The organism is Pseudomonas sp. TWP3-2, assembly GCF_049897765.1.
Taxonomy (GTDB): Bacteria; Pseudomonadota; Gammaproteobacteria; order Pseudomonadales; family Pseudomonadaceae; genus Aquipseudomonas.
The window spans coordinates 212,070-232,157 of record NZ_JAFCWW010000008.1; the positions used below are offsets into that span (position 1 = coordinate 212,070).

Annotated in this window: 17 protein-coding genes and 1 pseudogene; 14 read left to right on the forward strand and 4 right to left on the reverse strand. The window is 61.3% G+C overall.

The annotated features are described in order from the left end of the window. Nucleotides 1-24 precede the first annotated feature (24 nt). From ACP7EE_RS14730 to trxA, 3 genes are read left to right on the forward strand one after another with little or no spacing between them, the layout of a single operon-like run. Nucleotides 25-489 carry a YbaY family lipoprotein gene (locus tag ACP7EE_RS14730; RefSeq protein ID WP_426235023.1) on the forward strand — a complete coding sequence of 155 codons (465 nt, stop codon included), beginning with the start codon at nt 25-27 and terminating at the stop codon, nt 487-489. Further along, nucleotides 486-1,142, forward strand: a complete 657-nt coding sequence (locus tag ACP7EE_RS14735) for a class I SAM-dependent methyltransferase (protein WP_426235024.1) — start codon at nt 486-488, stop codon at nt 1,140-1,142. The genes ACP7EE_RS14730 and ACP7EE_RS14735 overlap by 4 nt, the downstream gene beginning before the upstream one ends. Nucleotides 1,143-1,181: 39 nt before the next feature. Continuing rightward, on the forward strand, nt 1,182-2,054 hold the full coding sequence (gene trxA, locus ACP7EE_RS14740) for a thioredoxin (RefSeq protein WP_426235025.1): 873 nt from the start codon (nt 1,182-1,184) through the stop codon (nt 2,052-2,054). A gap of 4 nt (nt 2,055-2,058) precedes the next feature. On the opposite strand, the gene ACP7EE_RS14745 is transcribed toward trxA, so the two are convergent. After that, entirely contained in the window at nt 2,059-2,421 is a 363-nt protein-coding gene (locus ACP7EE_RS14745; protein WP_426235026.1) for a hypothetical protein, read from the reverse strand. Nucleotides 2,422-2,621: 200 nt separating this feature from the next. Here ACP7EE_RS14745 and ACP7EE_RS14750 point away from each other — a divergent pair, with 200 nt between their 5' ends. The 6 genes from ACP7EE_RS14750 to ACP7EE_RS14775 all read left to right on the forward strand — a co-directional run bounded on the left by ACP7EE_RS14750 (nt 2,622) and on the right by ACP7EE_RS14775 (nt 7,413). Beyond that, a complete protein-coding gene (locus ACP7EE_RS14750; RefSeq protein ID WP_426235027.1) occupies nt 2,622-3,188 on the forward strand; it encodes a hypothetical protein in 567 nt (188 codons plus the stop codon). A gap of 158 nt (nt 3,189-3,346) precedes the next feature. Continuing rightward, entirely contained in the window at nt 3,347-3,940 is a 594-nt protein-coding gene (locus ACP7EE_RS14755; RefSeq protein WP_426235028.1) for a DUF2796 domain-containing protein, read from the forward strand. 17 nt (nt 3,941-3,957) lie between these two features. Further along, nucleotides 3,958-4,668: an ABC transporter ATP-binding protein gene (locus ACP7EE_RS14760; RefSeq protein ID WP_007966120.1), complete on the forward strand. Its 711-nt coding sequence runs from the start codon at nt 3,958-3,960 to the stop codon at nt 4,666-4,668. A gap of 1 nt (nt 4,669) precedes the next feature. Beyond that, entirely contained in the window at nt 4,670-5,935 is a 1,266-nt protein-coding gene (locus ACP7EE_RS14765; RefSeq protein ID WP_426235029.1) for an ABC transporter permease, read from the forward strand. An 11-nt stretch (nt 5,936-5,946) separates the two neighbouring features. Next, complete coding sequence (locus ACP7EE_RS14770; protein ID WP_420648587.1) at nt 5,947-6,465, forward strand: DUF3299 domain-containing protein; 519 nt, start codon at nt 5,947-5,949, stop codon at nt 6,463-6,465. A gap of 249 nt (nt 6,466-6,714) precedes the next feature. Beyond that, nucleotides 6,715-7,413: an OmpW/AlkL family protein gene (locus ACP7EE_RS14775; RefSeq protein ID WP_426235030.1), complete on the forward strand. Its 699-nt coding sequence runs from the start codon at nt 6,715-6,717 to the stop codon at nt 7,411-7,413. A gap of 184 nt (nt 7,414-7,597) precedes the next feature. Here the strand turns inward: ACP7EE_RS14775 and ACP7EE_RS14780 are convergent, their stop codons facing one another. Both ACP7EE_RS14780 and ACP7EE_RS14785 read right to left on the reverse strand, forming a co-directional pair. Beyond that, entirely contained in the window at nt 7,598-8,527 is a 930-nt protein-coding gene (locus ACP7EE_RS14780) for an NAD-dependent epimerase/dehydratase family protein (protein WP_426235031.1), read from the reverse strand. Further along, the gene (locus ACP7EE_RS14785) at nt 8,520-9,404 is read right to left on the reverse strand and encodes a sugar nucleotide-binding protein (RefSeq protein ID WP_420648590.1); all 885 of its coding nucleotides are present in this window, start codon (nt 9,402-9,404) and stop codon (nt 8,520-8,522) included. The genes ACP7EE_RS14780 and ACP7EE_RS14785 overlap by 8 nt, the downstream gene beginning before the upstream one ends. A gap of 304 nt (nt 9,405-9,708) precedes the next feature. Between ACP7EE_RS14785 and ACP7EE_RS14790 the strand changes: the two genes are divergently transcribed. Then, the gene (locus ACP7EE_RS14790; protein ID WP_426235032.1) at nt 9,709-14,007 is read left to right on the forward strand and encodes a DEAD/DEAH box helicase; all 4,299 of its coding nucleotides are present in this window, start codon (nt 9,709-9,711) and stop codon (nt 14,005-14,007) included. 242 nt (nt 14,008-14,249) lie between these two features. On the opposite strand, the gene ACP7EE_RS14795 is transcribed toward ACP7EE_RS14790, so the two are convergent. After that, nucleotides 14,250-16,364 (reverse strand): mechanosensitive ion channel domain-containing protein, encoded by a 2,115-nt coding sequence (locus ACP7EE_RS14795; protein ID WP_426235033.1) that lies wholly within the window; start codon nt 16,362-16,364, stop codon nt 14,250-14,252. Nucleotides 16,365-16,719: 355 nt separating this feature from the next. On the opposite strand from ACP7EE_RS14795, the pseudogene ACP7EE_RS14800 reads away from it, so the two are divergent. The 4 genes and pseudogenes from ACP7EE_RS14800 to ACP7EE_RS14815 form a co-directional block, all read left to right on the forward strand. Beyond that, nucleotides 16,720-16,986: pseudogene (locus ACP7EE_RS14800) on the forward strand (DUF72 domain-containing protein); the annotation flags it as partial. A 35-nt stretch (nt 16,987-17,021) separates the two neighbouring features. After that, nucleotides 17,022-17,819 (forward strand): endonuclease/exonuclease/phosphatase family protein, encoded by a 798-nt coding sequence (locus ACP7EE_RS14805; RefSeq protein WP_426235034.1) that lies wholly within the window; start codon nt 17,022-17,024, stop codon nt 17,817-17,819. Next, a complete protein-coding gene (gene clsB, locus ACP7EE_RS14810) occupies nt 17,816-19,102 on the forward strand; it encodes a cardiolipin synthase ClsB (RefSeq protein WP_426235035.1) in 1,287 nt (428 codons plus the stop codon). The genes ACP7EE_RS14805 and clsB overlap by 4 nt, the downstream gene beginning before the upstream one ends. Then, a complete protein-coding gene (locus ACP7EE_RS14815; RefSeq protein ID WP_426235036.1) occupies nt 19,099-20,088 on the forward strand; it encodes a lysylphosphatidylglycerol synthase domain-containing protein in 990 nt (329 codons plus the stop codon). The genes clsB and ACP7EE_RS14815 overlap by 4 nt, the downstream gene beginning before the upstream one ends.

The window sequence follows — 20,088 nt, forward strand, 5'->3', positions numbered from 1 at the left end:
GGATTTCATTTCCCGGAGCCGCCAATGTCGTTACGTCCGCTCGTTTTGCTCAGTCTTTTCAGTCTGCTGGTGGCCTGCAGCAGCGATGCGCCCAAGCCGCAGCCACCGACTCCCGGCCCGGCGCCGCAACAAGCGCAGAAAAAAGCCAAAGAAGCCGCCCAGCTCGGCCCGTTGCCGGCTTATCAACGTGAACTGAGCGGCACCCTGCAAGGCGTGCCGGCCGGTGCCGAAGTCGAACTGGCGCTGCTGGTAATCGACGCGAAGGATCGCCCGCAGCAACTGCTCGCCAGTTCTTCTCTGATCGGCAACAACCAGATCCTGCCGTTTCACGTGCGCTTCAATCCGGACGCTTTCCCGGCCGGTGCACGGGTTGAACTGCGGGGCCGCGCAACTCAGTCCGGGCAGTTGATTCTGCATCTGCCCTCGCAAACCATTACCCAGCCGACCACTCAGGCCTTGGGCCAACTGCAATTCGTCAAAGCCCCATGAATGCACCGTTTGACCTGCAACAGGCCTTGAGTGAATTGCTCGGTGACGCGCGGCTGGTGGCCTGCCCGTTGCCGGGCACCGACTTGAAACTGTGGCTGATTGACGGCGACAACATGGCGCGTGCTTTCAGCCAGGAAGAAACCCAACGGATCCTGCACGAGCCGCCGTACTGGAGTTTTTGCTGGGCCAGCGGTCTGGCGGTTGCGCGCTATTTAAATGAATTCCCCGAGTGGGTTCGCGGCAAACGCGTGCTGGATTTTGGCGCGGGTTCCGGCGTCGCCGGGATTGCAGCGCTCAAGGCCGGCGCGCTGGAAGTGGTGGCCTGCGACCTTGATCCACTGGCGCTGGCAGCGTGCCGGGCGAATGCCGAATTGAATGACGTTGAACTCAACTATTCAACCGACTTCTTTGCCGAGGACGATCGCTTCGATCTGATCCTGGTGGCCGACGTTTTATACGACCGGGCGAATCTGCCGCTTCTGGACGCCTTCCTCAGCCGAGGCCGCGAAGCGCTGGTCGCCGATTCGCGGGTGCGCGATTTCAGTCATCCGCAGTACCGGCGCATCGAAATGCTCGAAGCCATGACCCTGCCGGATCTGGCCGAGCCGGAAGAATTTCGGCATGTCAGCCTCTACCACGCTGCCCGCGCCTGACCGTATAGTTGCCCCATTCACGCTTTTACGAGATACCCCATGAGTCAGCAAACGCCGTACATTTTCGACGCCACCACGGCCGATTTCGACCAACTGGTGATCGAGGCTTCTTTTCATAAACCGGTGCTGGTGGATTTCTGGGCCGAATGGTGTGCACCGTGCAAGGCGCTGATGCCGATGCTGCAAACCATCGCCGAGAGCTATCAGGGCGAACTGCTGCTGGCCAAGGTCGATTGCGAAGCCGAGCAGGACATCGTCGCGCGCTTCGGCATCCGCAGCCTGCCGACCGTGGTGCTGTTCAAGGATGGTCAACCGGTGGATGGTTTTGCCGGTGCGCAACCGGAATCCGCTGTCCGTGCGCTGCTTGAACCGCATGTGCAGATGCCGCCACCGGCCGCAGCCGATCCGTTCGAACAGGCACAAGCATTGTTTGACGAAGGGCGTTTTGCCGATGCCGAAGCCGCGCTGGTGGTGATGCTCGGCGAAGACAACACCAACGCCAAGGCGCTGATCTTGTATGCACGCTGCCTGACCGAACGCGGTGAACTGGGCGAAGCGCAAACCGTGCTCGACGCGGTCAAGAGCGACGAGCACAAAGCTGCACTGGCCGGTGCCAAGGCGCAGATCCAATTCCTCGGCCTGGCCCGCGACCTGCCGGACGCCGCCGACCTGAAAAGCCGTCTGGCGCAAAACCCGCAGGACGATGAAGCGGTGTATCAACTGGCGATCCAGCAACTGGCGCGCCAGCAATACGACGCGGCACTGGACGCGCTGCTCAAGCTGTTCGTGCGCAATCGCAATTACAGCGAAGGTTTGCCGCACAAGACTTTGCTGCAAGTGTTCGAACTGCTGGGCAACGATCATCCGCTGGTCAACACCTACCGCCGCAAGATGTTTGCTGCTCTCTATTGAGCCGTCACTCGATCCAGCTATAGAGCGGCGTATCCCCGCCGCTCACCACTTTCACATCCGAACTGTGCCGCAGCCGCACCAGCAAACGCTTGCCCGACGCCGCACTGCCGGTCAGTCCCTCAAGCTGTTCAAGCAGATCCGGCCCGCTGAGTTGCCCGGCCTTGCGCAACAAATCCCGCGCGATCTGCCACAAGGCATCGTCCTGATTCACTGGTTTTGCCGCCGGCACCGCCGCTGCAACCGCGTCCGCCTGCGCAGCCTGAACCTGCCCACCAAACTGCGAACCAAGCCGCGCCCAATCAGCCTCATCCAACTCCAGCGTCAAATCCACCGGCAAGTCGCCGACGGTTCCGCGTATCCGCAACATGAGCTTCGCTCCCGCATTTATCTGACCCGCATGCTCCCATGGGACTTGTGCAACGCCAAGCGCACGGGCATCACCGCATCTGGTATTTATCGTTCAATCATCTACATTGTTCTTTTTTCAATGGGAAGGATGCCCATGTCTTCAGGACGAAAACTTGCTTCAAAGGGAGGCCATTTGGCCTGCGTTTGTCTGAAGTCGCTATGAGTCGACGCTTTTGGATACTTCTGACCGTTCCCCTCCTGCTGATCGTGGCATGGCGCTTCTGGTCGCCTGCCGACCTTTCCGCCTGTTCTCACGATGCCACTGCGCCGGGTCCGCTTACCGCCGTGGTCCGCAATTACTTTGAGGGCAATAGCCGCATAGACTGGCGGGATATGGACGACCGTTTCGACATACTTTCTACTCCAGAAGGCAAAAAAATCGCTGGCCAACCAAAGCCGTACACCTGCGAAGCACTGCAGATACTAGAAAGCCCGGCGTTCAGTCAGAGTGAAAAAATCTTCACCACTGCGTTGATGTTCCAGTTGCCGATAGGCGAATACATGGCCTTCATGGATCGCACCCATCAACTCTATGCAGAGGGCAAAATAGATCAGGAGGTCATGAAAGTGGTGATACGTCCACGCGGAACAGCCATCAATTACTGGTGGCTGCCAGCATGGCGCCAGCGCTTCACTCGCGATGCCCCGAGCGTACTTGAGGCAAATCTGATCAAGTATGTGCTATCGGGCCATTACTGGTTCGACTATCCCGGCGCAGGCTTCTGACTCTACAAGCGTAATCTTCAATCTGCGCACCGCCCCGGAATCTGTCCCGGGCGGTGCTCAGTCATGTCTTGCGCAAAGCGGAGCGCACGGGCAAACTCTGCGGACTTTCGTTATAAGATTACATAACAAACCTTTCACTTTACTCCCCGGAGATCGCCATGCGTCGTCTGCTGCTCGCTTTGCCGTTTGCCCTGTTGCCGCTGGCCGTCGCCCAGGCGGCCGATGAGCATGATCACGATCATGAGCACGGTAGCCTTGGCGCTCACGAGCATGGCGTTGGTCGTCTTAATGCCGCACTGGATGGTCAGACGCTGGAACTTGAGCTGGAAAGCCCGGCGATGAATCTGGTCGGTTTTGAACATGTCGCCACCAGCGACGCGGACAAGGCCAAGGTCGCTGCCGCCCGCGCGCAACTCGAGAAGCCGTTGACGCTGTTCAGCCTGCCTTCCGCTGCCGGCTGCAAAGTCGTCAGCCAGGAACTCGAAAGCCCGCTGTTTGGCGACAAGCCGGATGCCGACGAGCATGACCACGATGAAGCCGCGAAGGATGGTCACGAGCACCACCACGACCACAGCGAAATCCACGCACACTACCAATTCAGCTGCGCCGCTCCGGGTGCACTGAAAACGCTGGATCTGGCAAGCATCTTCAAGACCTTCCCGGCGACTCAGAAGATTCAGGTACAACTGATCAGCCCGAGCGGCCAGCAAGGCATCGAAGTCACGGCCAAAGCTGCCGCCCTGAAATTCTGAGATCACGAATCGGCGCCATGACCCAAGCACTCATCGAACTCTCCGACCTCGGCTTCAACTGGCCCGGTCACCCGCCGCTGCTGGATATCCCGGCGTTTCGTCTGGAGCCGGGTGAAACGCTGTTCCTCAAAGGCCCGAGCGGCAGCGGCAAGACCACCTTGCTCGGGCTGCTCGGCGGGGTGCAGAAGCCTGGTCGCGGCAGCATTCGCCTGCTCGGCCAGGAATTGACTGAACTTGGCGCCGGCGCCCGTGATCGTTTTCGCGTTGACCACACCGGCTACATTTTCCAGCAGTTCAACCTGCTGCCGTTTCTCTCGGTACGCGAGAACGTCGAGCTGCCGTGTCACTTCTCCAAGCTGCGTGCCGAGCGCGCGAAACAGCGCCACGGCAGTGTCGATCAGGCTGCGGCCACCCTGCTGGCGCACTTGGGTCTGAAAGATGAAAGCATTCTCGGGCGGCGCGCGGATTCGCTTTCAATCGGTCAACAACAACGAGTTGCCGCCGCCCGCGCCTTGATCGGCCAACCGGAACTGGTGATCGCCGACGAGCCAACCTCGGCACTGGATTACGACGCGCGGGAAAACTTCATCCGACTGTTGTTCGCCGAATGCCGCGAAGCAGGATCGAGCCTGTTGTTCGTCAGCCACGACCAGAGCCTTGCGCCGCTGTTCGACCGTCACCTGTCCCTGGCCGAGCTCAATCGCGCCGCCACGTCTGCCGAGGTCTGAGATGTATTTGTTCCGTCTGGCCATGGCCAGTCTCGCCAACCGGCGTTTCACCGCGTTACTTACCGCTTTCGCGATTGCCCTGTCGGTCTGCCTGCTGCTCGCCGTCGAGCGCGTACGCACTGAAGCCAAAACCAGCTTCGCCAGCACCATCAGCGGCACTGACCTGATCGTCGGCGCCCGCTCGGGTTCGGTGAATCTGCTGCTGTATTCGGTGTTCCGCATCGGCAACGCCACCAACAATATCCGCTGGGACAGCTTCGAGCACTTCGCCAACAACCCGAAAGTGAAGTGGGCGATTCCGATGTCGCTCGGCGATTCGCATCGCGGCTATCGGGTGATGGGCACCACCGAAGCTTACTTCGAGCACTATCAGTACGGTCGCCAGCAACATCTGGCGCTGGCCGATGGCCGCGCGTTTGCGACCGATCCGTTTGAAGTGGTGCTCGGTGCCGAAGTCGCCGACGCGTTGCATTACAAGCTCGGCGATCAACTGGTGCTGGCCCACGGCGTGGCAGCGATCAGTCTGGTCAAGCACGACGACAAACCGTTCACCGTGGTCGGCATTCTCAAGCGCACCGGCACCCCGGTGGATCGCACGCTGCACATCAGCCTCGGCGGCATGGAGGCGATTCACATCGACTGGCACAACGGCGTGCCGGCGCGCGGCAACGGTCGCATCAGCGCCGATCAGGCACGCAACATGGACCTGACGCCGCAGGCGATCACCGCGTTCATGCTCGGCCTCAACAGCAAGATTTCGACTTTTGCGCTGCAACGCGAGATCAATGAATTTCGTGGCGAACCGATGCTGGCGATTCTGCCGGGCGTGGCCTTGCAGGAATTGTGGAGCCTGATGAGCACCGCTGAAAAAGCTTTGTTCGTGGTTTCGCTGTTCGTGGTGCTGACCGGATTGATCGGCATGCTCACGGCGATTCTCACCAGCCTCAACGAGCGTCGGCGTGAGATGGCGATCCTGCGTTCGGTGGGCGCGCGGCCGTGGCACATCGCGACACTGCTGGTACTTGAAGCGTTCGCGCTGGCGCTGACTGGGGTGATTGCCGGGGTCGCATTGCTCTACGTCGGCATCGCCGCAGCGCAGGGCTACGTGCAGGCCAATTACGGTTTGTACCTGCCACTGGCATGGCCGAGCGAGTATGAATGGACGCTGCTCGGTGGCATTCTGGGCGCCGCGCTGCTGATGGGCAGCGTGCCGGCCTGGCGCGCGTATCGCCAATCCCTGGCCGATGGCCTGTCGATCCGTTTATGAGGATGTTCACCATGCCCCGCGCCGTACTTGCGCTATTGCTGCTGGTCGCCCTGCCCGTGTGGGCAGCGGCGCCGAAAGACCTGACCTGGTCGGAAATGATCCCGCCCGACGCGGCACCGGAAGTGCCGAACATGACGCCGCTGCACGACCTGTCGAAGATGAGCGATGCGCTGGCCGCCGAAGCCGCGCCCGCCGCTAAACAGGACATGCCCAACGCGCCTGTGGTGAAGAGCCTCGACGGGCAGAACATCCGTCTGCCGGGCTACATCGTGCCGCTGGAAGTCAGCGAGGAAGGCCGGACCACGGACTTCTTGCTGGTGCCGTATTTCGGCGCTTGCATCCATGTGCCGCCACCACCGTCGAACCAGATTGTGCATGTGAAAAGCGAAGTCGGCGTGAAGCTCGATGAGCTGTATCAGCCGTATTGGGTCGAAGGCCCGATGCAGGTCAAGGCGTCGAGCAGTGAACTGGCGGATGCCGGGTATCAGATGGAGGCGGACAAGATTTACGCGTATGAACTGCCGGAGTGAATCGGTTGGTTGTGCGTTGTTTTTCAGGGCCCCATCGCTGGCAAGCCAGCTCCCACAGGTTGCTGTGGCGGCCACAAAATTTATGACCGACCTCAATCCCTGTGGGAGCTGGCTTGCCAGCGATGAGGCCAGTAAAGGTTCCACAAAACCAAGAGCGATGACTGTTTCATTGAGCTGAGTCAAAAGACCGTATCAGATGGCTTCGTACCATAGGACATCAAACATTTTTAACGTCCTTTCGGAGCCCCCATGAACAAGTCCTTGCTCAGCGCCTCGCTGGTTGCCCTCGCGCTCGCAGCCCCGCTCGCCCACGCCCACGACGCCGGTGACATCATCGTTCGCGCCGGTGCGATCACCGTCAACCCGAAGGCCGACAGCTCCAGCGTCAAGGTCGATCAGGGTCCGTTGAGCGGCGCCAATCTGGGCGGCAAGGCGACCATGAGCAGCGACACACAGCTGGGTCTGAACTTCGCGTACATGCTCACCAACAACATCGGTATCGAACTGCTCGCCGCCTCGCCGTTCGAACATGACGTGAAACTCAAAGGCACCGCCCTCGGCGCGGCCAACGGCAAACTCGGCACCCTGAAACACCTGCCGCCGACCCTCAGCGTCGTCTACTACCCACTGGATCCGAAATCGGCGTTCCAGCCGTATGTCGGCGGCGGCATCAACTACACCTGGATCTACGACGAACACGTCGGCAGCCAGGCCCAGTCCAACGGCTTCAGCAACTTCAAGGCGAAAAACTCCTGGGGTCTGGCGTGGCAGGTCGGCGCTGATTACATGATCACCGACAAAATCATGCTCAACGCCCAGGTGCGTTACATCGACATCGATACGCGCGCCACCGTCGAGAACAACGCCGTGGCACCGGGCACTCGCGCACGGGTGAATGTGGATGTTGATCCGTTCATCTACATGGTGGGTCTGGGCTACAAATTCTAAGAACGTTCACGTGGTGGTGGATGAGGCTTGGTGGTGAGCAGACTCAGAACTGAAGGCGACTGCGGTGCAGTCGATCGGGGCGGTGCGACGTTTCGCTAAACCCCCTCGCCACAGGGATAGCGATAAATTCCGGCCGTGAAAAAGGCGCCTGTCAAAAGGCGCCTTTTTCATGTCCGCGACAATCTCAGCGGCCGAGCAACCGCGCCAGACCCACGCTCATCGGCGTCGGCTGCGGACACCTAAACCGCTCAAGCAAGCGACGGTTATCCGCCCGCGAATGCCGAATATCCCCCGACCGCGCCGGGCCGTAGCTGATCGGCGGCAACTCACCCACCACCGCCTCCAGCGCCGCCAGCATCTGCTTGAGATTGGTCGCCTGATTCCAGCCGACATTCACCGCGCCGACTTCCACTTCAGGTTTCTCGATCGCCTGCACCAGCACATCCACCAGATCTTCCACGTAGAGAAAATCGCGGGTCTGCTCGCCATCACCAAACACGGTGATCGGCAGGCCATTGGCCGCGCGCTCGCTGAAGATGCTGATCACCCCGGAGTACGGCGAGGACGGATCCTGGCGCGGACCGAAGATGTTGAAGAAGCGGAAAATCACCGGCTCCAGATCGTGCTGGCGGCGATAGAAATCGAAGTAGTGCTCACCCGCCAGTTTGTCCGAGGCATATGGCGTCAACGGCGCTTTCGGCGTGTCTTCATCAATCGACTCGCCTTCGCCATTGTTGCCGTACACCGCCGCGCTGGAGGCGTACAGCACACGTTTGACGCCAGCCTGACGCATGGCTTCGCACACGTTCAGCGTGCCGATGAAATTGCTCTGGTGAGTTTTCACCGGATCATCCACCGAGGCCTGCACCGAAGCCACAGCGGCCAGATGTGCAACCGCGCTGCAACCCTGCATCGCCTGCGCAACCAGCGCTGCATCGGCGACATCGCCGACGATCAGTTCGACCTTGGGATTGTCCAGCGGCAGATTGCTGCGCTTACCGGTCGACAGGTCATCGAGGATGCGCACCGAGTGGCCGCTGGCGAGCAACGCGTCGGTCAGGTGCGAGCCGATGAAACCGGCGCCGCCGGTGATTAGAACGGGGCCGTCAGCCATGGCGATAAAACCTATCCAGTAAGCCCGGGAGCGCGGCACGCCAGGCGCGCGGCTTGATCCCGAAAGTGTGCAGAATTTTCTTGCAGGCGAGCACCGCGTGTTGCGGCTCTTCGGCGGCGTCCGGACGTGCGGCATGCGCCTGCGCGGTCGGCGCCTCAATGGCCAACGGATGCAGGCCGCGCGCTTCGGTGAGGATCGCCTGACCCAGCGCCAGCGGCGTGGTCGCCTCATGACCCGCGTAGTGGTAAGTGCCCCACAGCGGCGCGGCGCAATCGAGTTGTTTGAGCACCGAGATGATCACGCGAGCGGCATCATCGACCGGGGTCGGATTACCTCGACGGTCATCGGCCAGCAGCAATTCGTCCGGTTGTTCGGCGCGGGCGAGGAACCGTCCAAGAGTGCCGTCGGCGCTGTCGTCGAGCAGCCAGCCGAAACGCAACAGCACATGCTGCGGACAGGTTGCGCGCACGCTTTGCTCGATGCGCCACAAGGCCTGACCGCGCAAACCCAGCGGCACCGGCTCATCTTTTTCGCTGTAAGCGGTCGCACGCGAGCCGTCGAACACCCGATAACTGGACGGCTGCACCAGCACGATGTTGTGGTGCTGGCACAATTCGGCCAGACGCTCGATCGCGTGCTCCTGTGCGGACAGTCGGGTTTCGCTGACCGTCTCGGCCTGGAACCAGTCGAAATAATAGGCGAGGTTGATCAACGCATCGGGACGGGTGTCGTCGAGCAGTTGCGTCAGGCTCGCGGCATCCCAGCCGTCTTCTGGTGGGCGGGGGGCGAGGAAACCGATGTCTTCCTCCGCGCCGAGGCGAATCAGCGCTTGCCCAAGGGCATTTCCGCCGCCCAGTAACATAAGGCGCATTCGCATAAAGTCAGCAGGCCCAGTCTGATTGGAACGATGGCTTTGGCGACGGCACTTGTGGCGCCGTCGTCGATAATTGCCGGAATCGTTGCATTTTGCGGGTTTAGTGCGCAACCGTCATCCGTAAAGTGTTGATTGCCGGGATTTGTGCCGTGGCTACTGGCCTCATCGCTGGCAAGCCAGCTCCCACAGGAATCGCGGTGTACACAAGACCTGTGGGAGCTGGCTTGCCAGCGATGAGGCCCTGACAGGCAGACTAGATCCTGAGTGGTACTTGCAACTTCCAACAGCCACCCGCATAACTGAAACCATGAATCTGCCCCTCCCCGCCAATAGCGCGCTGGCAGGCTTCCACCCCGCCGTCAGCGCCTGGTTCAGCAGCACATTCCCGTCGGTCACCGCCGCCCAGGCCCGCGCATGGCCGTTGATCCGCCAGCGCCATTCGACGCTGATCGCTGCGCCCACGGGCTCCGGCAAAACCCTCACCGCGTTCCTCGCCGTGCTTGATGACCTGGTGCACCGTGGGCTGGAAAATCCCGACGGCCTGCCGGTCGAAACCCTGGTGGTGTACATCTCGCCACTCAAGGCACTGTCGAACGACATCCGCATCAACCTGCAAAACCCGCTGGCCGGAATTACCGAACAACTGCAGCGCATGAGTTTGCCGCCGGTGCAGATCAGCACCGCCGTACGCACCGGCGACACCCCGCAAAAAGACCGCGCGGCCATGCGCAAAACCGCGCCGCACATTCTGGTCACCACGCCGGAATCGCTGTACGTGCTGCTTGGCTCGGATTCGGGGCGCAAAATGCTCAGCAGCACGCGCACGGTGATCGTCGATGAAATCCATGCCATCGCCGCCGGCAAACGCGGCAGTCACCTGGCGCTGAGCCTCGAACGCCTGCAAGCCTTGTGCGCCGAACCGCTGACGCGCATCGGCCTCTCGGCCACGCAAAAACCCATCGATACGGTGGCGCGGTTTCTCGTCGGCCATCAGCGGCCCTGCGAGATCATCGACATCGGCCACGCCCGCCCACGGGATCTGGGCATCGAAGTGCCGCCAGTGCCGTTGTCGGCGGTGATGTCGCATGACATCTGGGAACTGGTCTATGACCGCCTCGCCACGCTCGCCCGAGAACACCGCACCACGCTGATTTTCGTCAACACCCGGCGCCTCGCCGAACGCCTGAGCCGGCACTTGAGCGAACGCCTCGGCAAACACGCCGTGGCCGCGCACCACGGAAGTCTGGCCAAGGAGTTTCGCCTCGACGCCGAACAGCGCCTCAAGCGCGGCGAGCTGCAAGTGCTGATCGCCACCGCCTCGCTGGAACTGGGCATCGATATCGGCGAAGTGGATCTGGTGTGTCAGATCGCCTCGCCGCGTTCGATTGCCGGTTTTCTTCAGCGCGTCGGCCGCTCCGGGCACCAGGTTGGCGGTACGCCGAAGGGCCGTCTGTTCGCCACCAGCCGCGACGACCTGATCGAATGCGCCGCCCTGCTCGACTGCGTGCGCCGGGGTGAACTCGACACCCTGCACATTCCCCAAGCGCCGCTGGACGTACTCGCGCAGCAGATCATCGCCGAAGTCAGTTGTCAGGAATGGGCCGAGGACGATTTGCTCGCGCTGTTTCGCCGTGCCGAGCCTTACGCGCAGCTCGACGAAAAACATTATCAGGCGCTGCTGACGATGCTCGCCGAGGGCTATAACGGCCGCCAAGGGATTCGCAGCGCCTACCTGCATCGCGACGCGGTCAACCGCACCCTGCGCGGCCGACGTGGCGCACGGCTGACGGCGGTCACCAGCGGTGGCACGATTCCGGACAACGCCGATTACAGCGTGCTGCTCGAACCGCAAGGGCTGAACATCGGCAGCGTCAACGAAGACTTCGCCGTCGAGAGCATTGCCGGTGACATTTTTCAGCTCGGCAACACCTCCTACCGGATCCTGCGGGTCGAGTCGGGCAAGGTGCGGGTCGAAGATGCGCACGGGCAGTCGCCGACCATCCCGTTCTGGCTCGGCGAAGCACCGGGCCGCACCGCCGAACTGTCCAGCGCCGTGGCACGCCTGCAAGCGCAGCTCGACCAGTTGCTCAGCGCCACGCCGGGGGATCTGCAACCGGCCCTCGACTGGCTGACCAACACCCTCGGCCTGAACCGCGCCAGCGCCGAACAACTGGTGGATTATCTGGCCCGCGCACGCTTGACCCTCGGCTCATTGCCGTCGCAGGACACACTGCTGATGGAGCGGTTTTTCGACGAGTCCGGCGGCACGCAGTTGGTCATCCATTCGCCGTTCGGCAGCCGCATCAACCGCGCCTGGGGCCTGGCCCTGCGCAAGCGTTTCTGCCGCACGTTCAATTTCGAATTGCAGGCCGCTGCCAGTGAGGACGCCATCGTCTTATCGCTGTCCACCAGCCACAGTTTCGAACTCGATGAAGTCTGGCGTTATGTGCACAGCAACACCGCCGAGCACCTGCTGATTCAAGCCGTGCTCGAGGCGCCGCTGTTCGGCGTGCGCTGGCGCTGGAATGCCGGAGTGGCGCTGGCGCTGCCACGGTTCACTGGCGGGCGCAAAGTCGCGACGCAGTTGCAACGGATGAAAAGCGAAGACCTGATCGCCGGGGTGTTTCCCGATCAGATTGCCTGCCTGGAAAACCTCGCCGGCGAGCGCGAAATCCCTGAGCACCCGCTGGTGGAACAAACGCTGAATGATTGCCTGCACGAGGCGCTGGACAGCGACGGCTGGCTCAATCTGTTGCGACGCATGGAGCGCGGCGAAGTGCGTTTGCTCAGCCGCGATCTACCGGCGCCCTCACCACTGGCGGCGGAAATTCTCAGCGCCAAGCCCTATGCGTTTCTTGACGATGCGCCGCTGGAAGAACGCCGCACCCAGGCGGTAATGAACCGGCGCTGGAGCGACCCCGAATCCACTGACGACCTCGGCGCGCTGGATGTCGATGCGATCAGCGCCGTGCGTGAAGAAGCCTGGCCGACCGCGCATAACGTCGATGAAATGCACGAAGCGCTGATGAGCCTCGCCTGCATCAGCGAAGCCGAAGTGCAGACCAACGAGCATTGGCACGACTGGCTGCAAGCGCTGGCCGAGAATGGCCGCGCCTGCCGCATGCAGATCGATCAGCAACACGTGCTGTGGCTGGCCCGCGAACGCCTGACCTTACTGCAAGCACTTTATCCACAGGCGGTTTTGCAACCGGCACTCGAAGCGCTGCCCGGTTTTGACGAAGCGTGGACAGCCGATGAAGCGTTGGTTGAAGTGATCCGCGCGCGACTCGGTGCGTTCGGCCCACTGCCGCTCGCGGACATCGCCAGACCGTTGGCGCTGTCCACTTCACAGGTCACTCAAGCCTTGGCGCAACTGGAGCGTGAAGGTTATGTGCTGCGCGGTCAGTTCACGCCGGGCGTGACCGTCGAAGAATGGTGCGAACGGCATTTGCTGGCGCGGATTCATCGCTACACGGTCAAGCGTCTGCGTCGGGAAATAGAGCCCGTCGCCCTCCAGGATTTCATGCGCTTTCTGTTCGACTGGCAGCACTTGTCGCCCGCCAGCCAAGGTCAGGGCAGCGCCGTGCTGCCGGCGATTGTCGGCCAGTTCGAAGGTTATCCGGCAGCGGCTTCGGCATGGGACAGCGATATCCTTCCGGCCAGGCTGAAAGACTATTCGCCGAGCTGGCTGGATGATCTGTGCCGCAACGGCAAACTGGTGTGGACGCGCCTCAGTGCCCGGCAAAAAATCAGCGGCACGGCGTTGCGCAGTACGCCGGTGGTGTTGCTGCCGCGCAGCCAGGTCGGATTGTGGGGCGCGCTGGCAGAGCAGACGCCAGTCAGCGAACTGTCGCTGAAAACGCAGAAGGTTTTCGAAGCGCTGAGTCAGCACGGCGCCTTGTTTTTCGATGAGCTGATTCACGAAGCGCATCTGCTGCGCGCCGAACTGGAAATCGCCTTGCAGGAACTGGTCGGCGCCGGTCTGGTGAACGCCGACAGCTTCGCCGGACTGCGAGCGCTGATCACCCCGGCAAGCAAGCGCCAGCAACGCAGCAGTCGCCGTGGGCGCGGGGCGTTTGTCGGCGGGATGGACGATGCCGGGCGTTGGGCGTTGTTGCGCCGTAGCCCCGCGCCCGCTGTGGACAAAATTCCAGCCGAAACACTGGAGCACATTGCGATGACCTTGCTGCGGCGCTATGGCGTGGTGTTCTGGCGCTTGCTCGAACGCGAAGCGGATTGGCTGCCGAGCTGGCGTGAATTGCTGCGCACCTTCCATCGACTGGAAGCACGCGGCGAGATTCGTGGCGGGCGGTTTGTCAGTGGTCTGGCGGGTGAACAGTTTGCGTTGCCGGAGGCGATTCCGCTGCTGCGCGAAGTGCGCCGTCGCGAGCATGACGGCGCGCTGATTGCGGTGTGCGGGGTCGATCCGCTGAACCTCGCTGGGACCTTGTTGCCGGGACCGAAAGTCCCGGCGCTGGCGAGTAATCGACTGGTGTATCGCGATGGCTTGCCGGTGGCGGCGCTGATTGCCGGCAGGCCGCTGTTCTGGGTGGAGCTGGATGCAGAGGCCATGGCGCAGATTCGCAGCAAACTGATCCGGCACTGAGGTTGTCTGCTCTGGCCCCATCGCTGGCAAGCCAGCTCCCACAGGTTTCGGTGTGATGCTGAAATCACCAACACACCACAAATCACTGTGAAAGGGTTCTGTCTGCTGCTGAAATCACCAACACACCACAAATCACTGTGAAAGGGTTCTGTCTGCTGCTGAAATCACCGGCACACCACAAATCACTGTGGGAGCTGGCTTGCCAGCGATGAGGCCGGTAGCCCCACCACAAACATCTGCCCTCAACTACGCGATGGTTGCGGCAACACCACCGGCGACTGCTCCGTTGCTTCGCCCTCCTCTACTTGCTCACCCTCCCGCTTGGGCAACAAAACCTGCTGTGGATAAGTCTGCGCAAAATGCACCCACGGGCTGTTATCCACAAGCTTCTTCAAGCGCTGGTTAAACGCACGACTCACCGCATATTGTCCGCCGGACACTGTGCGGAACTGCGCCGTCAGCACCACGCCATTCAGATCCATGCGGTCGACGCCAAACACATCCAGCGGCCCTTGCAGATTGTACTTGAGGAACGGGTCTTCACGGATCGAATCACCTGCCTCGCGGATCAGCTCAATCGCCTTGTCGACATCAGTGTCGTAGGTGAACTGCACCGAGAAAAACGCGTAAGCAAACTGCCGCGATTGGTTGGTCACAGCCTTGATCTGGCCGAACGGCACCGAGTGCACAAAACCCTTGCCGTCACGCAGGCGCAAGGTACGAATCGTCAGCCCTTCGACAGTGCCGGCATGCCCGGAATCGAGCACCACCCAATCGCCAATCGACAGCGTGTCTTCGATGATGATGAACAGCCCGGTGATCACGTCCTGTACCAGTTGCTGCGAGCCGAAACCGATGGCCAGACCGACCACGCCGGCACCTGCCAACAGCGGTGCAACGTTGATCCCCAGATTGGCCATGGTGGTGATCGCACAGATCACCACCAGAATGATTTTGATCGCGTTGCGCAGCAACGGCAGAATGGTTTTCACCCGCGTACTCGGCTGACGCGCCGAGCGTTTGCTGACCGGCGGTTTCAACGCTTCCTGAATCGCCGTGTCGAGCACCACCCACAACAGCCAGGTCACCAGAAAGATCAGGCCAATGCTGCTCAAGGCGTTGCTGATCGCCCGGCCAACCGTACTGCTCTGGGCGAAGTCGAGCAGCGACACGCCCCAGATCCGCCCGAGAATATCGATGAAGGCGACTGCCATGACGATGCGCAACAAGGCATGCGAGAGGCTGAGAAAACGCTCCTTGTAAGCGCTGCTGCGCTGTAGCGCCGTGGCTTTGCGCGACTTGAACAGGTGCTGCAGGATGGTGCTGAGAAACACCGTGCCAATCAACAGCACCATGGTGAACAACGCACAGCGCAGCGCCTTCTGGTTGTCTTCGCCGATACCAATCAGGTTGACCGCCGACACCAGCACCATCAGCACAATCGGCCAGTACCAGAGGCCGGAAAAAATCCGCAGCGATTCCTGTAGTGATGGCTGTTTCAGACGCTGACTCAGCGAGCGATTGCGGATCAAGTGTGCCACCGGCCGGCGCATGCGAATCACCACCAGGCCGAAGATGATCGAGGCGAACAGACCGGTGAATACCGCCACGCTGCTGGTGATGTTGCCGCCCAGCTGCCGCGCGATCTGCGGGCTGGTCAACGCATCGCTGAGCGCGGCGAGGAAGCCAATCAGGAACAACGGTTTCGGGCAGTAATCGCGCAGGATCTGCACGGCCGGGCGTTTATGGCCGGTGTTGAACATCACCACCACGCATAACAGTATCGAAGTGGAAAATATCCCGCTGCTGGTGGCGTAGGCCAGGCACAGCGCCAGCGCGCGGCCGACCGAGGCATCAAGAAAGTGGCTGACGTACAGCGTCAGTGGCAGGCAGACCAGCGCCGGCAATGTGTAGGGCAGCAGATAACCGATCAAATCCTGGCTGCGCTGGCGAGTGCGCAGCCAGCGACCTGCGCGCATGCGTTTGGCGAGCACGCTGCCGAGCACCGTCAACACCGCGAAGGTGCCGAGCCAGACCCCGGAGAGCATGAGGAAATCCCCGGCCACGCTCCAGCCCGAGCGGTTCGCCGGTTGATTGACCAGTTTGTCGACCTCATCCGCCGCACGGTCGGCACGCAGCCGCCAGGCATCGACCAGATGCTCGTTGAGGTCGAGTTTGTCCTGAACGTCGTCGATGCCCGAGCTGATGGCGCCGAGCAGTCCGCCCTGGACCAGCGGCTCGGGCTTGGCCGGCTCCTCGCTGGCGGCGGGGACGCCTGGCAACGTCACGGCTTGTGCGGCGGTGGCGCCGAATAACAGCAGCGCCCCGAATAGAATTGCGGCTCTGAACTTGATCAAAACGAATCGACCTCTTGGCTGAACCTGTCAGGAACTGATCAATATTTGCTCGGCAAGTTCAAGATCCCCTCACCCCTGCCCTCTCCCGGAGGGAGAGGGAGCCGACCGAAGTGTCTTGCGAGTGACATCGACCTGAAAGCCCGCAGCGCTTAGGGGTTTGGAACTCGAATTCAACTCGGTTTTTCAGGTCGATGTATAGCGCGAGACACCTCGGTCAGTCCCCTCTCCCCCGGGGAGAGGGTTAGGGTGAGGGGCTTTTGATCTTCGACCGTCCATAGCCTCACCGAAACTTTCCCCCGCCTGCCACAGTCATCAACAAACACAGGCAACACGAGGACTTTCGACGGGAGGCGACATGGCGGCGATTCACATTGGTATTTCAGGCTGGCGCTACGCCCCGTGGCGCGGGGATTTTTACCCTAAAGGACTGACGCAGGAACGCGAATTGCAATTCGCCTCGCGAGCCGTCAACAGCATCGAAATCAACGGCTCGTTCTACGCCCTGCAACGGCCGGAGCGCTATGCCCAGTGGTACGCCGAAACGCCCGCCGACTTCGTGTTCAGCGTCAAGGCACCGCGTTTCATTACCCAAGTACGCCGCTTGCGCGACATCTGCAAACCGCGCCCCGGCGAACCCGCTGCCGAAGGAGTGCTGGCATGAGCATTTCCGAGCCGGTCGGGTTTACCGACGAGACCACCGAGGTCACGCCGACCGTGCGCAGTTTCACGGTGCTGACGGTCAACACCCACAAAGGTTTCACCGCGCTGAACCGGCGTTTCATCTTGCCGGAACTGCGTGAGGCGGTGCGCAGCGTGTCGGCTGATGTGGTGTTTTTGCAGGAAGTGCACGGCACCCACGAGCACCATCCCAAGCGCTACAACAACTGGCCGACCATGCCGCAATACGAGTTTCTCGCCGACAGCCTGTGGCCGCAGTTCGCTTACGGGCGCAACGCCGTATACCAGGACGGCGATCACGGCAATGCGCTGCTGTCGAAATTCCAGATCGTGCGTCACGACAATCTCGACGTGTCGATCAGCGGCCATGAGAACCGTGGCCTGCTGCATTGTGTGCTGCGCTTGCCGGGCGATGACCGTGAACTGCACGCGATCTGCGTTCACCTGGGCCTGCACGAGAGTCATCGCAACGAGCAGCTTCGCTTATTGAATGAGCGCCTGTCCGAACTGCCGAACGATGCGCCTGTGATCGTCGCCGGTGACTTCAATGACTGGCGCCAGCGCGCCGATGCAGTGCTCAAACCGAGCGGCCTGCGCGAAGTGTTCGCCGAGCACCACGGCAAACCGGCGCGCAGTTTCCCGGCTCGGCTGCCCGTGCTGCGCCTCGACCGAATTTACGTGCGCAACCTCAAGGCCCGCCAGCCGAAAGTCCTGGCCAATCGGCCTTGGTCGCACCTTTCCGACCACGCACCGTTATCGGTGGAGATCGAACTATGAGCAGCGCACCGCTGGAGAAATCCGCCGTGGAAACCATCGCCATCACTCCGCCCGTGCGCCAGCCCGGCAACGTTGATGTCGAGTACCGCTGGCAGGGCAACAACCGTGTCGAATTGCTGGAGAACGGCGAGGAATATTTCCCGCGCGTGTTCGAAGCGATGCGCGCGGCGAAAAGCGAAATCCTGCTGGAGACATTCATCGTCTTCGAAGACAAGGTCGGCAACGAGTTGCAGCAGATTCTGATCGACGCTGCGCAGCGCGGCGTACGCACTACGGTGAGCCTCGACGGCTTCGGTTGCGGCGAATTGACCAGCGCTTATCTGACGGCGTTGAGCGATGCCGGCGTGCATCTGCAGATGTTCGATCCGGCGCCAAAACGACTGGGGATTCGCACCAATTGGTTCCGGCGTCTGCACCGCAAGATTGTGGTGGTCGACGGCACGTTGGCGTTTATTGGCGGGATCAATTTTTCCGGCGATCACCTGGCCGATTTCGGCCCTGAGGCGAAGCAGGATTACTCGGTGGAAATTCAGGGGCCGGCGGTGGCCGACATCCATCACTTCGCATTGCTGCAAAGTGGTCGTCCGGGCCGCGCACGGTTCTGGTGGCAACGCCGGCGCCAGCGTCGCGCAGACATGGCGTCGAGTGATCATGACGGCCAGATTCGCCTGGTATTCCGCGACAACGATCAGCACACCACCGACATTGAAGATGTGTACATGCAAGTGTTACGCACAGCCCAGCGGCGCGTGGTGATCGCCAACGCTTATTTCTTTCCCGGTTATCGCTTGCTGCGAGAAATCCGCAACGCCGCCCGTCGCGGTGTCGAGGTCCGGTTGATTCTGCAGGGCGAGCCGGACATGCTGGTGGCCAAACTTGCCGCGCGCATGACCTACGACTATCTGCTCAAGGCCGGGGTGCAGATTCACGAGTATTGCGAGCGGCCACTGCACGGCAAGGTCGCGCTGGTGGACGACGACTGGAGCACCGTCGGCTCGAGCAATCTTGACCCGCTGAGCCTGTCGCTCAACCTTGAAGCCAACGTGCTGATTCGCGACCGTGGGTTCAATCAGCACTTGTTCGAGCGCCTCGAAGACTTGAGCAACAATCACTGCAAGGCCATGGACGCAGACGAGCTGCCGCGCGGTCGCATCTGGCACTTGACCGTGGGCTTTCTGGTGTTCCACTTCCTGCGGGTTTTTCCGGCAATGGCCGGTTGGTTGCCGGCGCACAAGCCAAGGCTCACGCCCTTTGTGCATGTCGCCGGGAGTGTTGATAAATGAGCCAATCAGAAGCTTCCGTTGGGACGCATTCGGCTGCCGCGACCAAGTCGCGCTGGAGTCGCTGGAAACGTCCGCTGACCATCGTGTTTTTTCTGGCGCTGATTGCGCTGTTGACCACATTCGCCATGCGCATCGAATGGACCGAAGTCTTGCAAACGCTGGCCGACTTCAAGGTGCGCACGCTGATCATCGCTTCCAGCCTGACGCTGGTGAGCTTTCTGGTGTACGCCAGTTTCGACCTGATCGGCCGCACCTATATTCGGCAGGATCTGACCTGGAAACAGATCCTGCCGGTGGGCGTGATCAGCTACGCATTCAACCTCAATCTGAGCGCCTGGGTCGGCGGCATCGCCATGCGTTATCGGCTGTATTCTCGACTTGGCGTGAGCAAGGGCAACATCGCCAAGATCCTCGGCTTGAGCCTGGCGACCAATTGGTTTGGCTACATGACCATCGCCGGCGTGGTGTTCAGCAGCGGACTGGTCACCATGCCGCCGGGCTGGAAAGTCAGCAGCACTGCGTTGCAGGGTATTGGTGTGTTGTTGCTGCTGGTGAGCGCCGGATACCTCGCCGCGTGTCAGTTTTCCCGCCGTCGCGAGTGGTCGATTCGCGGGGTGGAAATCAATCTGCCGTCGTTGCGCATGGCGGTCTTGCAACTGCTGCTCGGCGCGCTGAACTGGTCGTTGATGGCGGCGGTGATCTTCACCTTGCTGCCGAGCAAACTGGACTATCCGATGGTGCTCGGGGTGCTGTTGATCAGCGCGATTGCCGGGGTCATCACGCATATCCCTGCGGGGCTCGGAGTGCTGGAAGCGGTGTTTGTGGCGCTCCTGCAACACGAGGCTTCGCGCGGAAGCCTGGTGGCGGGACTGCTCGCGTATCGGGCGATTTATTTTCTGTTGCCGTTGTTGATTACGCTGGTGATGTATCTGCTGGTTGAGGCCAAGGCCAAGTCGTTGCGGATTGAGAAGAAGCCGAGGCATTAG

Coding starts and splice junctions, on each gene's coding strand:
- ACP7EE_RS14730 (WP_426235023.1), top strand. CDS start 25: ATGTCGTTACGTCCGCTCGTTTTGCTCAGTCTTTTCAGTCTGCTGGTG.
- ACP7EE_RS14735 (WP_426235024.1), top strand. CDS start 486: ATGAATGCACCGTTTGACCTGCAACAGGCCTTGAGTGAATTGCTCGGT.
- trxA (WP_426235025.1), top strand. CDS start 1,182: ATGAGTCAGCAAACGCCGTACATTTTCGACGCCACCACGGCCGATTTC.
- ACP7EE_RS14745 (WP_426235026.1), bottom strand. CDS start 2,421: ATGTTGCGGATACGCGGAACCGTCGGCGACTTGCCGGTGGATTTGACG.
- ACP7EE_RS14750 (WP_426235027.1), top strand. CDS start 2,622: ATGAGTCGACGCTTTTGGATACTTCTGACCGTTCCCCTCCTGCTGATC.
- ACP7EE_RS14755 (WP_426235028.1), top strand. CDS start 3,347: ATGCGTCGTCTGCTGCTCGCTTTGCCGTTTGCCCTGTTGCCGCTGGCC.
- ACP7EE_RS14760 (WP_007966120.1), top strand. CDS start 3,958: ATGACCCAAGCACTCATCGAACTCTCCGACCTCGGCTTCAACTGGCCC.
- ACP7EE_RS14765 (WP_426235029.1), top strand. CDS start 4,670: ATGTATTTGTTCCGTCTGGCCATGGCCAGTCTCGCCAACCGGCGTTTC.
- ACP7EE_RS14770 (WP_420648587.1), top strand. CDS start 5,947: ATGCCCCGCGCCGTACTTGCGCTATTGCTGCTGGTCGCCCTGCCCGTG.
- ACP7EE_RS14775 (WP_426235030.1), top strand. CDS start 6,715: ATGAACAAGTCCTTGCTCAGCGCCTCGCTGGTTGCCCTCGCGCTCGCA.
- ACP7EE_RS14780 (WP_426235031.1), bottom strand. CDS start 8,527: ATGGCTGACGGCCCCGTTCTAATCACCGGCGGCGCCGGTTTCATCGGC.
- ACP7EE_RS14785 (WP_420648590.1), bottom strand. CDS start 9,404: ATGCGAATGCGCCTTATGTTACTGGGCGGCGGAAATGCCCTTGGGCAA.
- ACP7EE_RS14790 (WP_426235032.1), top strand. CDS start 9,709: ATGAATCTGCCCCTCCCCGCCAATAGCGCGCTGGCAGGCTTCCACCCC.
- ACP7EE_RS14805 (WP_426235034.1), top strand. CDS start 17,022: ATGAGCATTTCCGAGCCGGTCGGGTTTACCGACGAGACCACCGAGGTC.
- clsB (WP_426235035.1), top strand. CDS start 17,816: ATGAGCAGCGCACCGCTGGAGAAATCCGCCGTGGAAACCATCGCCATC.
- ACP7EE_RS14815 (WP_426235036.1), top strand. CDS start 19,099: ATGAGCCAATCAGAAGCTTCCGTTGGGACGCATTCGGCTGCCGCGACC.